We start from the raw sequence: 13957 nt of genomic DNA on the forward strand, positions 1-13957 counted from the left end.
GCCGGGCTTCAACGCTTGATGGCCGCCTGGAGCAGCGGCGTCATCGCGACGCGCACCGCCGCCAAGAGCCGCTCGCGCGGCACGCCGTCGCGCGCCTGTACCGAGATGCCGTGCAATTGCACGGCGTAGAAATCGCCCAGGGCATCCACATCGGTATCCGGCCCCAGCTGGCCATCGGCGACGCCGCGCCGCAGCCGGTCCATCACCGATTGCGTGCGTTCATGGCGCTGCGCGCGCAGCCATTCCAGCACCCCGTCGTTCTGCTCCGAGCAATTGGTGGCCGCCGACACCACCATGCAGCCCTGCGGCGAGTCCGGCTGGGTGTAGAGCATGACCGCGTCGTGCAGCATGCGCTCGATGGCGGCGGCCACATCCTCCTCCTGGCGCAGTGCCAGATCGGCGAAGCCGCCGTCCCCGGCGGTGTAGAGCGCCACCGCCTCGCGGAACAAGTCCTCCTTGCTGCCGAATGCCGCGTAGATCCGCGCCGAGGCGATGCCCAGCGCCGCGACCAGATCCGACATCGAGGTGCTCTCGTAGCCGCGCCGCCAAAAGGCCAGCATCGCCTGTTTCAACGCCTGGTCCCGGTCAAACTCCCTAGGCCTGCCTGCCATCTTTTCCTCTCGCTTTCATCTTGCCGGGCAGAATTTTATCGCGGCCGGCTGTTGACGTGTAGTCCTGGCCTTGTCTATTATTTGTCGATCGACAAACAATTAAGGACGATACATGAAAACCCTCAAAGGCCCAAGTCTGCATCTGGCGCAATTCGGCGCGGATCAAGCCCCGTTCAACACCCTGGACGGCATTGCCGGCTGGGCGGCGCGCACCGGTTTCAAGGCCTTGCAGATCCCGGCCTGGGACAGCCGCTTCATCGATGTGGAGCGGGCCGCCGCCAGCCAGGACTATTGCGATGAAATCACCGGCACGCTGGCCGCGCACGGCTTGCGGATCAGCGAGCTGACCACGCATATCTTCGGGCAACTGGTCGCCGTGCATCCGGCCTACGACGCGATGTGCGACAACTTCGCGCCGCCCAGCCTGCGCGGCAAGCCGGCGGAGCGCACCGCCTGGGCGCTGCAACGGCTGCGGCAGGCGGCCCAGGCCTCGCGGCGGCTGGGCCTGAGCGAGATGGGCACCTTTTCCGGCTCCCTTGTCTGGCCGTATCTGTTCCCGTTTCCGCAACGGCCGGAAGGGCTGATCGAAACCGCCTTCGAAGAACTGGCGCGGCGCTGGCTGCCGATTCTCGACGCTTGCGACGAACACGGCGTCAATCTGTGTTACGAAATCCACCCCAGCGAAGACCTGCATGACGGCACCAGTTTCGAACGCTTTTACGAGCTGGTGGACCAGCACGCGCGCTGCAAGATGCTGTTCGACCCCAGCCACCTGGTGCTGCAGCAACTGGATTATCTGGCCTACCTGGACATCTATCACGAGCACATCCGCATGTTCCATGTGAAGGACGCCGAGTTCCGACCCAATGGCCGGCAAGGCATCTACGGCGGTTACAGCGGCTGGACGGAGCGCGCCGGTCGTTTCCGTTCCCTCGGCGACGGCCAGGTGGACTTCAAGGCGATCTTCTCCAAGCTGGCGCAGTACGACTACGAGGGCTGGGCCACGCTGGAATGGGAATGCTGCCTCAAGGACCAGGAGGATGGCGCGCGCGAGGGCGTGGACTTCATCAATCGCCACATCATCCATGTGACCGAACGCGTGTTCGACGACTTCGCCGGCGCCGCGGTCGATCAGTCTCAAATCCGCGCGATGCTGGGCATCGCCTGACTTTTCATCCACTTTCTCAGCGAGACTACAGATGTCGGCACTTCCTCTTATCGACACCGAATCCGATTTCATTCACGACTACGTGCGGCTGGACGGCCAGCGCGTCCATGTGGTCACCGCCGGCGCGGGCCGGCCGGTGCTGCTGATCCCCGGCTGGCCGCAAACCTGGTATGCCTGGCGCCATGTGATGCGCGCCTTGGCCGCGCATGGCTTCCTGGCCATCGCGGTGGACCCGCCGGGCACCGGATTTTCCAGCCGGCCGGACAGCGGCTACGACACCGGCGCCGCCGCCGCGACATTGCACCGGGTGATGAGCCGGCTGGGCCATGAGCGTTACCAAGTGGTGGGCCACGATGTGGGCATGTGGCTGGCTTACGCGCTGGCCAGCGATCACCCCGGCGTGGTCAGCCGGCTGGCGCTGACCGAGGCGGTGATCCCTGGCCTGGCGCCGGCGCCGTCGATTTTCGCGCCTCCGGAAGAAAACATCTTCCTGTGGCATTTCATGTTCAACCAGTTGGCCGATCTGCCGGAAACGCTGATCGCCGGGCGCGAGCGTGCCTATCTGGACTTCATGTTCCAGCGCTGGTCATGGCGGCGCGACCGGGTGGCGGCGGAGGTGTATATCGACGCCTACTCCTCGCCGGGTGGCCTGCGCGGCGGCTTCGCCTATTACCGGGCGATTCCCGAAACCATCCGTCAGAACCAGCTGCGCGCGCAAAGCAAGCTGGCCATGCCGGTGCTCGCCATCGGCGCCGAGCACGCCACCGGCAACGCGCCGCTGGACACGATGCGCGGCCGGGCCGACGACTTGCGCGGCGTGGTGATCCCGGATTGCGGCCATTTCATCATGGAGGAGGCGGCCGACGCGTTCATCGCCGAACTGCTGCCCTTCCTCGAAAGCGAGACCTGAGATGCCCTTGGATAGCAAGATTCAACACTGGCTGGAACAGGCGGCGGCGGGCGAGGCCGGCGCGCCGATGGACATGGCGCGGCTGCGCGCCGACACCGACGCCGGGCTGCGCCAACAGCATGGCCCGCTGGCGCGCGTCGCGCGGGTGGAGGTGTTCCAGCTGAGGGCGCGGGACGGCCACCCGCTGCGCGTGATCGGCTATTGGCCCGAGGCCCGCGCGGCGGCGCAGCCGGCGCTGGTGTTCGCCCATGGCGGCGGCTGGTGCCTGGGTTCGGCCGAGGTCTACGACAACCCCTGCCGCGCGCTGGCCCAGGCCACCGGCTGCGTGGTGTTGTCCGTCGACTACCGGCTGGCGCCGGAGCACTGCTATCCGGTGCCGCTGCACGATGTGTACGACGCGCTGTGCTGGGCCTTTGAAAACGCGCAAGCGCTAGGTCTGGACCCCAAGCGGCTGGGCGTGGCCGGGGACAGCGCCGGCGGCAACCTCGCCGCCGCGGCCTGCCTGCTGGCGCGCGATCTGGCGGGCCCGGCCATCGCTCATCAACTGCTGATCTACCCGGCCTTGAGCCACCAGATGGACAGCGCCTCCTATCAGGCTTACGGCGATGGCTATTACCTGACGCGGGAGCTGATGCGTTTCTGCTTCGATACCTATCTCTCCGAGGAGGCGGAGGGGGCGTTGCCCTATGTGTCGCCGCTGCTGGCGCCTAGCCTGGCCGGCCTGCCGAGCGCGACCATTCTGACCGCCGAGTTCGATCCCTTGCGCAGCGAGGCGGAGGACTACGCCGCGCGGCTGAACGCGGCTGGGGTTGCGGCGACGCTGCGGCAGCTGGACGGCATGGTCCATGGCTGCATCCACATGCTGGGGCTGACGCCGGCCGCGGGCGCGTTGTTCGACATCGCCGGCGGCCAGCTGCGGAAAGCGCTGGGCCTGAGCGGCTGAGCAGCGGCGGGGGCGCGAGAAGTGAACACGGCCGGGGCTGGAGTCGTGTAGCATAAGCGCTCCCCGCCGCCGCAAGGGCGCGCGGGAACGGGGTGAAATGCAAACCTATCATTGGGAGCGACAATGCCGGAATACTCGAATCTGCTTGCTTTTGCGCTGGTCTCATTGGGCATGGTCATCACCCCCGGTCCCAATATGATGTATCTGATCTCGCGCTCCATCTGCCAGGGCAAGCGGGCCGGGCTGATTTCGCTGGCGGGCGTGGCCTTGGGCTTCGTGTTCTACATGTTGTGCGCGGCCTTGGGCATCACCACCTTGCTATTGGCGATCCCCTACGCCTACGACGCTCTGCGCATTGGCGGCGCGGCTTACCTGCTGTACCTGGCGTGGCAGGTCTTGAAGCCTGGCGGCCGTTCGCCGTTCCAGCTGCGCGAGCTGGCGCCGGACAGCAGCCGCAAGCTGTTCATGATGGGCTTTCTGACCAATCTGCTGAATCCCAAAATCGCCGTGATGTATCTGGCGCTGCTGCCGCAATTCCTATCCCCGGCCGGCGGCAATGTCTTGTCCCAGTCGCTGCTGCTTGGCTTCACCCAAATCCTGATCAGCGTCAGCGTCAATGCCATCATCGCGCTGAGTGCTGGCTCCATGGCCGCGTTTCTCGTCAAGCGCCCGGCCTGGGGCGTGGCGCAACGCTGGATCATGGGTTCGGTGCTGGGCGGGCTGGCGCTGAAGATGCTGTTCGAGAAACCGCGCTACTAGCCGAGCCTCGGCGCAGCGTTAGAACGTGTTTACGATCTCGCGAGCCAAGGCGAGACCAGGCGGAAACGAGCGAAAAAGCGGAATGTGCTCGTGGTGCATGAGCATTTCGAAGACGTACTCACCGTGTGAGGTCTCACGACGCGCGGCAGATCGTAAACAGGTTCTTACAGCGCATGTCGTTCAATGATGGCGGCCAGCGCGTCGAATAGCTGCGGCAGATTCTGGGCCGTGCTTTCCTCCAGCGGCTGATCCCAGTTTTCATGCTGGATCACATAAATGCGGAAGCGGCCGCGCGGACTGAATTCCGGATACCAACCGACATCGACCAGGGTGTCTAGCGACGGGCAGCTGATCTGCAGCATGTCTTCTTTCAAGGAAAACAGGAACTCCTCATCGCCAAGGTCGAAGGTTTCATCGACATCGCTGAGCGCGTCGTAGCTGATAATGGAGCGGGATAGCTGGAGCTTGTTTTTCATTTTTCCGATTTGGCTATTCTCAATGCGACCGAGTACGATATGCCGCGTTCAGGCTGTTGTCGCCGAGGCCGGCAGCCGATGTTCAAGACCCGCTAAGCAAACCCCTGATCCTGCGCTGCGCCTTGCCTGCGTCGGCGCGTCTTGGCTCAGGTTCTAAACACGATCCCGCTGATGGCGCGCGGATCATGGCCTGACTTCGTCGCGGGCTCGCGGCTTGAGGGCCAAGCATGAATATTCCACAATTGTAACGTTGAGCAATGACAACTTCCCACCCCTCCACTCAAACCCTGCTGACCGGGTTTCGCATCGTATTCCATACCCAGCTCATAGTGCTGGCGGTATCCATCGCCATGAGCTGGGTCCTGTACCACGACCCGCATGGCGGCATGCATCAGGATTTGATCGGGAGCTGCGTGCTGCTGCTGGGCATCAATCTGATGGCCTTTGTTGCCGGTTGCGGCGTGTTTTTGCAGCGGGTGCGGCTGGACTGGCTGGGCCGCAAGATCGCTTATGTGGGGGTGGAAACAGAATATCGCTGGCGCGAGGTGGATGTCGCCGCCATTGATGCCGTTCGTTTTCTGACGTATGGCCAGGGCAATAGAGGAGTGGTGGATCGCCTGTGGCTGAAAGCGGATACCCATCCGCGCGGCGGCTTGCGGCTGCTGGATTCTCGCGTCAGCCCGCTGTTCAAGCGGCGGCCCTCGCCCTTGTTCAGCCTGGTGGTGGAATTCGTCAGGGCGCAGAACCCCGAGGCCAGCCTGCCGCCAACGTTGGTGTAGCGCCACGGCGCGGCTGGCCGCCAAAAGAAACACCCCGCGGGCGGGGTGTTTCTTTTTTAGGCGCTGCTTAAGTTATTTACTATTTCCCGGACGTTTGGCCATCATCTCGCGCAGCGCGTCCTCCTGAGTGTTGAGACGGTCGATGTAGTCGAAGATGTCGATCGGGAACAGCAGCACTTGCTCGATCAGCGCGAAGAAGCCGGCCCAATAACCCTTGCTCGCGCCCTGGACCTCGAAGTCGACGTCGCCGGCGATGCGCCCCAGCAGGATATTGCCCAGGTTGTTGGGATTGTCCTGCAGATACTGGATGTAGTGGCCGGCGAATTCGCGGCCGATGCGATAGGCCTTGTGATAGTCGTCGGCGGGCGGTACTTGCCAGCAGTGCACGCGCGGACGGTCCGGCACGAGGGCGGCGAAGGGCAGTTCCTGATGGGGTACGGGCTGGGTGCCGGGACGGTAGTGGCGACGGCTTGGAGGTTTTACTGACATGTGCTTCTCCTGAGGTTAGCTCGCCGACCACCTTCGAAGGATGTCGAAGGTGGCAGGCCATGACAGGATTGGCGTACCGGATACCTCAGCAGACCGGCGGGCGCAGAGCACCCTCCCGCCACGGCCTGCCGGTGTTGCTGGCACGCAATGGAGGGATGGGCAGAAGTTTTTAGCTTCAGCCCTGCCGAGGTAATACCAGACGCCAATCTGGATGCCGCGGTTGTGGCGGCATGGGGGGGATTGTGCCCAGCGGCAGCGGGGCGGTCAAGGCGGCGACTAGGTAGTTTGCCGGGCAGCGCTGTCGTTGGCTGGCAAATATAGTTAGAACCAGTCCAAAGTCCGCCGCGCGGAATGGCGCGGCGGGCGTCGCCATGGGCTAGAACGCGGACTTGCTGCAATGCCGGGAGACACGCAATGAACGATCCAATCCGCCACGTCGTGGTGCTGATGCTGGAAAACCGGTCCTTCGATCATCTGCTGGGCGATCTGGACCAAAAGCTGTTGGGGCTGGAAGGCGTGAAGAATGCCCAGGCTTATGTGGCCCGGCATCCCAGCCATATTCCCGGCGATCCGGCGCCGCTGCCGTTCAGCGGCAATGCCAAGGCCAGCCTGGACGCCAAGTCGCTGGGGGAGGCGGCGGATTTTGATCCGAGCCATGAGTTTCTGGACGTGAAGGCGCAACTGGGCGGCGATCTGGCCGCACCGGTGATGAACGGCTTCGCCGCCGACGCCTACGAGGTGTTCAAGACCAAGTTCAAGCCCGAAACGCTGCGCGACAGCATCAGCCAGGCGATGGCGTATTTCCCGCTGAATACCAGCGCCACGGGCGCGATTCCGGTGTTGCAGTCGCTGGCGCAGCAGTTCGTGGTGTGCGACCACTGGTTCGCGTCGATTCCCGGCCCCACCTGGCCCAACCGCTTTTTCGCGGTGGCCGGCACCACCAAGGGCAATCTGCGCATGCCGGAGGGGGTGGCGACAATCCCCACGCTGTTCCGCCACTACGACATGGACACCATTTTCAACCGGCTGCACGATGCCGGCAAACGCTCGCGCATTTATTACCACGATATCTCGCTGTCGCTGCTGCTGCGGCAGACCTGGGATATCCCGGACCTGCGCCAGCGTTTTTCCGGCTTCGCCGCGGATGTGGCGCAAGCGCAGCCGAATGATTTTCCCGAGTTCGTGTTCATCGAGCCGCGCTTCTTCCAACTGCCCTTTGCCGACAAGCCCAATGATCAGCACCCGCCGCACGATATCGGCCTGGGCGATCAACTGATCGCGGATGTCTACGCCGCGCTCAGCGGCAACCAGGCCTTGTGGCGGGAGACCTTGCTGGTGGTGGTTTATGACGAGCACGGCGGCTTTTTCGATCATGTGGCGCCGCCGTCGGCGCTGCCGCCGGATGACTGGGTCGCGCCCAAGGGGCCGGACGGCGATCTGGGCTTCGGTTTCGATCGCCTGGGCGTGAGGGTGCCGGCGGTGCTGGCGTCGCCGTGGCTGCAGCCGGGCATCGATCATGCGGTGTACGACCACAGCAGCTTGCTGGCCTATGTCTGCAATAAATGGCAGCTGCCGGCGCTGGGCGCGCGCTGCCAGGCGGAGATGCTCAAGCAGCCGTTCTCGGGCTTGTTCCAGGCCAGCCCGCGCGCCGTGTCGCCGGTGCTGACCGCGCGCGCGATGGGCGCGGAGCGGGCGCTGGCGCAGGAAGCCGCCGCGCCGGCGCAGCCCAATGGCAATCAGCTGGCCCTGGCCTATATGGTGGATTTTTTGGCGGACTATCTGGGCGTCGGCGATACCGAGCCGGGCGCGCGCGCCTTGCTGTCGCCGCAGGCCGCCAGCGCGGACGGGCTGCTGCGCAAGGTGGACAAGATCGAGGCGCGGCTGAGCGATCAGGCCAGGGCCTCGGCCTTGCTGCAAGCGGCGCCGACGCCGCGGGAGGCGGCCGGCCCGATCAAGGTGTGGATGGTGCATGGGGTCGGCCATCAGGACGCGGCGGAGCAGCAGGCGTGGAAGGAGCGCTGGGAACAGGCGTTCAGCGCCAGCGCGCGCCAGGCGGGCTGTAGCCGGGCCTTCCAGTTCCAGTACGCGGATTACGACGCGGTGTTCCAGCAGTATCCGCTGGACGCCTGGACCATCGCCCGCGGCCTGGCCGCGCTGGCGGCAGGAGCGTTGACGCCGCAGGACGACAAGGGCCTGCTGGACGGCCTGGACCAGATGGGGAGCGTGTTGCGCTGGACCGCGGGCATGACCTTGCAATGGGTGGAGAACGCGGACTTGCGAGCGGCGCTGGCGGCGACGCTGCGCCAGCAGTTCGATGCCTTCCAGCCGGACCTGGTCTGCGCCCACAGCCTGGGCAGCATGGCCTGTTACGAGTTGTTCCGGCGCATGGTGGCCGGTGGCGAGGCGGCGGCGCTGAATGGCCGCGGCTTGCTGACTTTCGGCTCGCAGCTGGCCAATCCGGCGGTGCGCCAGGCGCTGGGCGGCCGGCTGGAGCCCTTGTACGACGCCGACGGCCAGGGCATCAGCCAATGGTTTCAGCTATACAACCCGCTGGACCGGGTGTTCACCTGGCCCTTGCCCTGGCAGGACGCCCGCAGTCATGTGCTGACCCAGTCCTTCACCGACCCGCCGCTGAACCACGACGGCGCGGTCTACCTGGCGCAGTCGCGGCTGAGCGGCGAGGCGCTGCCGCAGTTGCTGCCGCTGGCGGCGCCGGCGCCGCGCTCGGTCCAGGCCTTGCTGCCGGCGGCGGCGCGCACCCGGCGCCGCGCGCTGCTGGTGGGCATCAACGCCTATCCCAAGCCGGAAATGCGGCTGAACGGCTGCGTCAACGATGTCTATCTGATGAGTTCGGTGCTGCAGGAATGCGGCTTCGCCGCCGACGATATCCGGGTGCTGAGCGATGAGCGCGCGACGCGCGACGCGCTGCTGGAGCGGCTGGACTGGCTGGCCGACGGCGTGGGGCCGGGCGATGAGCGGGTGTTTTTCTATTCCGGCCACGGCGCGGAGCTGCCGCACTACGGCGCCGACGGTCAGCCGGACCGCAGCGATGAAACCCTGGTGCCGGTGGATTTCGATTGGCAGCCGGAGCACGCCTTCACCGACAAGGAGTTTTACCGCTATTACAGCCAGCTGCCGTACGATGCCAATTTCGTCGCCATCTTCGATTGCTGTTATGCCGGGGGAATGACGCGCGGCGGGCGGACGGTGCGCGGCATCGATCCGCCGGACGATGTGCGTCACCGCATGCTGCGCTGGGAGCCGCGGCATCAGATGTGGGTGCCCAGGGATTTCGCCGAGCAGGCGGCGCAGGCGGGCAGGGCCTTCCTGCCGGACCGGGCCGCGCCGGCGGACGCGATCCAGCTGCGCCGGCATGGCCTGGGCGAGGCCAAGGCCTTGTGGACGGATTCTGAGCCGGCGTTCAAGGCCGCCACCGCCGCTTACGGCCACGCCGGGCCGTATGTGCCCTTGCTGTTGTTCGCCGCCGGGCAGGCGGAGCTGGCGTCGGAGTACAACCACGGCGCGGCGGCTTACGGCGCGTTCACCTTCACCCTGGCCAAGCGGCTGCGGGCGGCGGCGCAGCCGCTCAGTTTTGCCGCGCTGATCGCCGAGGTGCGGCAGGAGCTGCAGGCCTTGGGCTATCAGCAGACGCCGACGCTGAGCGGCCATCCAGACAAGATGGCCGCCCTGGTGCCGGCGCAGCGCTGGAAACAGCCGGGTTGAGGCCGGGCTTGGAGGGGCCGCGGGCCCTGCGGCTGCTTGTCAATCCAGGATCGGGTCCTGTTCCACCAAGGCCAGCCGCGCCACCACCGCGTGCGGCGGCAGCAAGGTGCCTGGAGAGAGCACGGCGTTGGCGCCGATGCGGCTGTGATCGCCCACCAGCGCGCCGAACTTCTGCGTCGGCAAGGTCCACGCCTGCTGGCGGCAGCGCACGGTGATGGTCTTATCGCGGCGCTCGTTCCAGTGATTGGCGATGATGGCGCCGGCTTCCATATTGACGTCCGCGCCCAGCACGGCGTTGCCGACGAAGTTGAAATGGGCCAGCCGCGAGTAGGGGCCGATGACGCAGGTTTTGAGCTCGCAGCCCGGCCCCACCGTCACATCATTGGCCAGCGCCACGCCGCCGCGCAGATAGGCGTGGGCGGCGATGCGGCAGCCGGGGCCGATCAGCAGCGGACCCTTGAGGATGGCGCCGGCTTCTATCATGGCGCTGTGGTGGATGGCGATGTCGCCGTCCAGCGTCCATTCGGCCGGGTCCAGCGCGGCGTGCACCCGGCTCAGGCTGTCCGGCAGCCGGTTCAGCCAGAGCCACGGAGGCTGGCCGCCTTCCAGCCAGGGAAAGTGGGTGAGCAGGTCGGGAAACAGTTCGGCGGCGAGATTGGAGGGCATGGCTTAGATTTCGTATACCCAGCTCAGCGAATCGCCCGGCTGTTCCACCTGAGTGGATTCCAGGCTGAACAGTTCCATCTTGCGCAGCGGCGGCGAATACAGGTGCAGGGTGATCAGGTCTTCGCCGTAGGGCTGCAGATTGGAAATCTGGTGAATGTCCAGATTACCGTTGATGGTGAGGCTGCCGGTGGCCAGGCGATGGGATTCCACCGCGTACACCAGGCCATGCTCGGTGCGCTCGAAGATGGTTTCGGTGGCGCAGCCTTGCAGCACGCGCAGGCCGCACAGGCTGCCGCGGTGATTGTGGATGCGGCTGCGCTGGGTGCTGCGCCAGCACAGCAGCAAGAGCTCGCAGTGAGGGCTGAGGTAGATCTGGTTGCGGCGGTAGCGCTCATTGCTGAACTGGAGGAAGGGCCGCAGATCTTCTAGGCCAAGTTGCAAGGCATTGTGGAAACGATGGATTTGCTCCAGAGAAAGGGGCGCTTGATAGCTGTCCAACTGGCGCAGCGAGGCGGTGAGGCTGGGGCTGATCGCCACTGGAGGCATGTCCAGACAGAGCGGGTCATGCATGGTGTTCTCCTTTGTCTTGAGCGCCGGCGCGAGGGGCGGGCGTAATGAGTAGTGGCTTGTCCACCATGCCGTTCTGGGGCGGCATGATGAACTGACCGGTCCGGCTCCGCCAAGTTCGCTGTCCGGAGTTTGCTACCTGTATAGCTAATATCGGGCAGGTGGAGGGATAGCTGAAGTGACAGGTGTCAGCCGTGTTCCATGCCGGCGGCCGCGCCATGGCGGCGCAAGGCGGCGCGCGCGCGGCGCAGGCCCAGGGCGATGGCCAGCGCCAGCAAGGGCACCGCGGCGGCGGTGGCCAGTTCCACATTGAGCGCCAGGCCGGCGGCCTTGGCGCCCTTGAGCAGGTAGCCGATCAGGCCGGCGCTGTAGTAGGTGATGGCGGCGATGGACAGGCCTTCCACGGTTTGCTGCAGGTGCAGCTGCATCGCGGCGCGGCGTTCCATCGAGGTGAGCAAGGCCTGGTTCTGCCGTTCGCGGCGGATGTCGACGCGGGTGCGCAGCAGCGCGGTGGCGCGATTGACGCGCTCGGCCAGGGCGCGCTGCCGCGCGGCCACCGCGCGGCAGGTGTCTATGGCCGGGGTCAGCCGCCGTTGCAGGAATTGCTGGAAGGGTTGCAGGCCCTGGATGCGGCGTTCGCGCAGTTCGGCGATGCGGCAGCGGGCGATGTCGTAATAGGCCAGCGAGGCGTTGAAACGGTGATCGGTGCGGGACAGCGCGTTTTCGGTGGCGCCGGCCAGCTCGGTGAGCCGATGCAGCAGCTGCGGTTCGCTGTCGGCGCCGGCATCGCCCATGGCGCCGGTGAGTTCGGCCAGTTCTTCGTCCACCTTGGCCAGTTCCGGGGCGATGCTCTTGGCCACCGGCAAGGCCAGCAGGGCCAGCATGCGGTAGGTTTCCAGCTCCAGCAGCCGCTGCAGCATGCGGCCGGCCTGGCGGCGGCCCATGTAGAAATCCGCCAGCAGATAGCGGGAGAAACCATCGGCGTGGATGCGGAAGTCGGTGTAGGCGCGGCCGGCGCCGTCGCCTATTTCCGCGCCCACCAGTTCGTGGCCGTTGAAGCATTGCGCGGCCAGGTCTTCGATGCGCAGCGGCAGCGCGCCGGGCGGCAGCAGCGCGGCGTGGGCGGCCACCAGCATATTGCCGGGCAGCAGCGGCAGCCAGCCGGCGGGCAGTGCCTGCAGCGCGGGTTGGGCGAAGGGGCTGGTTTCCGCGCCATGGGCCTGCACGCTGAGGGTGGAGAACTCGCCGTGGCGCTCCCAGCGCACGCGGCCAAACGGCGCTTGCAATTGAAACTGGCTGGCCTTGGGGTCCGGGGCGGGCAGTTCCAGCTGTTGCGCCAGCTCGCGGTATAGCCAGAGTTCCTGCTCATGGCTGATGTGGCGATGCAGATAGGCGAGGTAGCTGAGACGGTTGTCGGCGGCGATCTGCAGCGCTGGCCGGGCATGGGCTTCGCTGTTCAATTGCCGGCGTTGCGGGTGTTCGTTGAGGCGCAGCAGGGTGGGATCGGAGAGGTCGGCATGCATGGCGGGCTCCGGTGGCGGGTGGCGGTTTCAGCATAACGCGGATCATATTGCACTGCAGCATATTTTGATCCGGTATTGTTTCAGCCAAAATAAAAAGGCGGCCTTGGCCGCCTTTTCCGGTCCGCGCCGGGTTCAGTCGGGCAGATTCAGCGCCACCGCGCCCTTGGCGTCGAACCAGGCCACGCCGCTGCCCAGCATCGCCTGGCCATTGCGCACGAACAGATCGTGCGCCATCGCCAGTTGCAGCTGCTCCAGATAGGCCGGGGTGAAAATGCCGCTCCATTCCGCCTGCAGTTGGCGCGCATCGGCGATCTGGCGGCTATTGCCCTTGTGGTTGATCCGCAACGGGAAATGCACATAGCGGCTGGCTTGCTGCGCCTGGCCGGCCAGCGCGGCGCGCTGGAAGCCTTGCACCCTGGCCTCGAAGGCGGCGTCGCTTTCCTCGGTGACATCCTGGTACCAGCGGCCGTCGGCGGCGGGAGCCATGTCGCCTATGCTCAGCGCCACCGGCAGTGTCTTGGCCTTCAGCGTCCAGCTGCCGTCCAGGCCCACGCTGTTGTCGAAGCCCAGCGGCTGGCCGTCGCCGCCGCCGTTATTCTTGAAGCGCAGCTGGAACTCGCCGCCGCCGGCCTCGCTCAGGCGCAGGGTCTCGCCCTGCAGCTTGCCGCGCAGCGGAATGTCCTTGAGGTAGCGGCCATAAAAATAATGGCCGCCGCTCAGCGTCTTGCCGTTTTTGATCAGCAGGGTCATGCCGATGCGTTCCTGGCCCAGCGTGCCTTCCAGGCTGACGCGGTCGATGTCGTCGGCGGCGCGGGCCACGCCGGACAGGCCGGTGATCAGGGCGGCGGCGAGCAGGCCGCGGGATGCGAGTTTGAGCGCTGTCATGGTGTGTCCCTCCGTTAGCGGGCGATAAAGCGTTTGCCGTAGCTGGCGCGGTCGATTTCCTGGATTTCCACGCACAGCTGCACTTCCACGTCCGGCGGCAGCGCGGCGCTGTCGGCCAGCGCTTGCAGGCTCAGTTCTGACAAGCGCTGTTTTTCCTCCGGGCTGCGGCCGCTGAGTATGGCCAGCTTGGCGTGGATAAAGGCGCGCGGCAGGTCCTGGACGCCGATCTGGCAGCAGTCCAGCGCGATGGCGCGGCTCTTGATGTCGGCTTCCTCGAACTGACCGCTGGCCAGCAGCGCGCGGTTGATGTCCAGCAACGCCGCGCCGGCGGAAAAGGTGTCGAGGTTCTTGCTGTATTCGAGTGTCAGATGGGGCATGTCTGGGCCTGTGGGATCGCTTCCGCGCGCCATGGGCGCCTGGAATGGTTTTGCGTATTGCTATACGCCATTGTCTTGGAT

Annotated in this window: 14 protein-coding genes; 6 read left to right on the forward strand and 8 right to left on the reverse strand. The window is 65.8% G+C overall.

Features of this window, described 5'->3' with window-relative positions; translation table 11 throughout:
* Positions 1–8: 8 nt before the first annotated feature.
* Positions 9–611 carry a TetR/AcrR family transcriptional regulator gene (locus VI26_RS07575; RefSeq protein ID WP_048409141.1) on the reverse strand — a complete coding sequence of 201 codons (603 nt, stop codon included), beginning with the start codon at positions 609–611 and terminating at the stop codon, positions 9–11.
* Between the two features lie 112 nt (positions 612–723).
* Here VI26_RS07575 and VI26_RS07580 point away from each other — a divergent pair, with 112 nt between their 5' ends.
* From VI26_RS07580 to VI26_RS07595, 4 genes are all read left to right on the forward strand, one after another.
* Positions 724–1779, forward strand: coding sequence for a sugar phosphate isomerase/epimerase (locus tag VI26_RS07580; RefSeq protein ID WP_048409142.1), 1056 nt, complete (start codon positions 724–726; stop codon positions 1777–1779).
* 31 nt (positions 1780–1810) lie between these two features.
* Positions 1811–2689 (forward strand): alpha/beta hydrolase, encoded by an 879-nt coding sequence (locus VI26_RS07585; protein WP_048409143.1) that lies wholly within the window; start codon positions 1811–1813, stop codon positions 2687–2689.
* A 1-nt stretch (position 2690) separates the two neighbouring features.
* Entirely contained in the window at positions 2691–3632 is a 942-nt protein-coding gene (locus VI26_RS07590; protein ID WP_048409144.1) for an alpha/beta hydrolase, read from the forward strand.
* 123 nt (positions 3633–3755) lie between these two features.
* A complete protein-coding gene (locus VI26_RS07595) occupies positions 3756–4391 on the forward strand; it encodes a LysE family translocator (RefSeq protein ID WP_048409145.1) in 636 nt (211 codons plus the stop codon).
* Between the two features lie 164 nt (positions 4392–4555).
* Here the strand turns inward: VI26_RS07595 and VI26_RS07600 are convergent, their stop codons facing one another.
* Positions 4556–4867 (reverse strand): hypothetical protein, encoded by a 312-nt coding sequence (locus VI26_RS07600; protein ID WP_053074306.1) that lies wholly within the window; start codon positions 4865–4867, stop codon positions 4556–4558.
* 257 nt (positions 4868–5124) lie between these two features.
* Here VI26_RS07600 and VI26_RS07605 point away from each other — a divergent pair, with 257 nt between their 5' ends.
* The gene (locus tag VI26_RS07605) at positions 5125–5646 is read left to right on the forward strand and encodes a hypothetical protein (protein WP_048409146.1); all 522 of its coding nucleotides are present in this window, start codon (positions 5125–5127) and stop codon (positions 5644–5646) included.
* A 72-nt stretch (positions 5647–5718) separates the two neighbouring features.
* On the opposite strand, the gene VI26_RS07610 is transcribed toward VI26_RS07605, so the two are convergent.
* The gene (locus VI26_RS07610) at positions 5719–6135 is read right to left on the reverse strand and encodes a hypothetical protein (RefSeq protein ID WP_156183790.1); all 417 of its coding nucleotides are present in this window, start codon (positions 6133–6135) and stop codon (positions 5719–5721) included.
* 414 nt (positions 6136–6549) lie between these two features.
* Between VI26_RS07610 and VI26_RS23180 the strand changes: the two genes are divergently transcribed.
* Positions 6550–9858, forward strand: coding sequence for an alkaline phosphatase family protein (locus tag VI26_RS23180; RefSeq protein ID WP_053074307.1), 3309 nt, complete (start codon positions 6550–6552; stop codon positions 9856–9858).
* A gap of 39 nt (positions 9859–9897) precedes the next feature.
* On the opposite strand, the gene VI26_RS07625 is transcribed toward VI26_RS23180, so the two are convergent.
* The 5 genes from VI26_RS07625 to VI26_RS07645 form a co-directional block, all read right to left on the reverse strand.
* Positions 9898–10524 (reverse strand): LpxA family transferase, encoded by a 627-nt coding sequence (locus tag VI26_RS07625; protein WP_082150945.1) that lies wholly within the window; start codon positions 10522–10524, stop codon positions 9898–9900.
* Between the two features lie 3 nt (positions 10525–10527).
* A complete protein-coding gene (locus VI26_RS07630; protein WP_053074308.1) occupies positions 10528–11094 on the reverse strand; it encodes a cysteine dioxygenase family protein in 567 nt (188 codons plus the stop codon).
* A gap of 185 nt (positions 11095–11279) precedes the next feature.
* A complete protein-coding gene (locus VI26_RS07635; RefSeq protein WP_053074309.1) occupies positions 11280–12614 on the reverse strand; it encodes a DUF3422 family protein in 1335 nt (444 codons plus the stop codon).
* 132 nt (positions 12615–12746) lie between these two features.
* A complete protein-coding gene (locus VI26_RS07640; RefSeq protein WP_048409148.1) occupies positions 12747–13499 on the reverse strand; it encodes a hypothetical protein in 753 nt (250 codons plus the stop codon).
* A gap of 14 nt (positions 13500–13513) precedes the next feature.
* Positions 13514–13876 (reverse strand): 5-carboxymethyl-2-hydroxymuconate Delta-isomerase, encoded by a 363-nt coding sequence (locus VI26_RS07645; protein ID WP_048409149.1) that lies wholly within the window; start codon positions 13874–13876, stop codon positions 13514–13516.
* Positions 13877–13957 lie beyond the last annotated feature (81 nt).

Source organism: Chromobacterium sp. LK1 (genome assembly GCF_001043555.1).
GTDB lineage: Bacteria > Pseudomonadota > Gammaproteobacteria > Burkholderiales > Chromobacteriaceae > Chromobacterium > Chromobacterium aquaticum.

What these genes read in the sequence shown, in the direction of transcription:
- VI26_RS07575 (WP_048409141.1), bottom strand. Translation starts at nt 611, where the DNA reads ATGGCAGGCAGGCCTAGGGAGTTTGACCGGGACCAGGCGTTGAAACAG.
- VI26_RS07625 (WP_082150945.1), bottom strand. Translation starts at nt 10,524, where the DNA reads ATGCCCTCCAATCTCGCCGCCGAACTGTTTCCCGACCTGCTCACCCAC.
- VI26_RS07595 (WP_048409145.1), top strand. Translation starts at nt 3,756, where the DNA reads ATGCCGGAATACTCGAATCTGCTTGCTTTTGCGCTGGTCTCATTGGGC.
- VI26_RS07590 (WP_048409144.1), top strand. Translation starts at nt 2,691, where the DNA reads ATGCCCTTGGATAGCAAGATTCAACACTGGCTGGAACAGGCGGCGGCG.
- VI26_RS07640 (WP_048409148.1), bottom strand. Translation starts at nt 13,499, where the DNA reads ATGACAGCGCTCAAACTCGCATCCCGCGGCCTGCTCGCCGCCGCCCTG.
- VI26_RS07645 (WP_048409149.1), bottom strand. Translation starts at nt 13,876, where the DNA reads ATGCCCCATCTGACACTCGAATACAGCAAGAACCTCGACACCTTTTCC.
- VI26_RS07635 (WP_053074309.1), bottom strand. Translation starts at nt 12,614, where the DNA reads ATGCATGCCGACCTCTCCGATCCCACCCTGCTGCGCCTCAACGAACAC.
- VI26_RS23180 (WP_053074307.1), top strand. Translation starts at nt 6,550, where the DNA reads ATGAACGATCCAATCCGCCACGTCGTGGTGCTGATGCTGGAAAACCGG.
- VI26_RS07580 (WP_048409142.1), top strand. Translation starts at nt 724, where the DNA reads ATGAAAACCCTCAAAGGCCCAAGTCTGCATCTGGCGCAATTCGGCGCG.
- VI26_RS07585 (WP_048409143.1), top strand. Translation starts at nt 1,811, where the DNA reads ATGTCGGCACTTCCTCTTATCGACACCGAATCCGATTTCATTCACGAC.
- VI26_RS07610 (WP_156183790.1), bottom strand. Translation starts at nt 6,135, where the DNA reads ATGTCAGTAAAACCTCCAAGCCGTCGCCACTACCGTCCCGGCACCCAG.
- VI26_RS07630 (WP_053074308.1), bottom strand. Translation starts at nt 11,094, where the DNA reads ATGCATGACCCGCTCTGTCTGGACATGCCTCCAGTGGCGATCAGCCCC.
- VI26_RS07600 (WP_053074306.1), bottom strand. Translation starts at nt 4,867, where the DNA reads ATGAAAAACAAGCTCCAGCTATCCCGCTCCATTATCAGCTACGACGCG.
- VI26_RS07605 (WP_048409146.1), top strand. Translation starts at nt 5,125, where the DNA reads ATGACAACTTCCCACCCCTCCACTCAAACCCTGCTGACCGGGTTTCGC.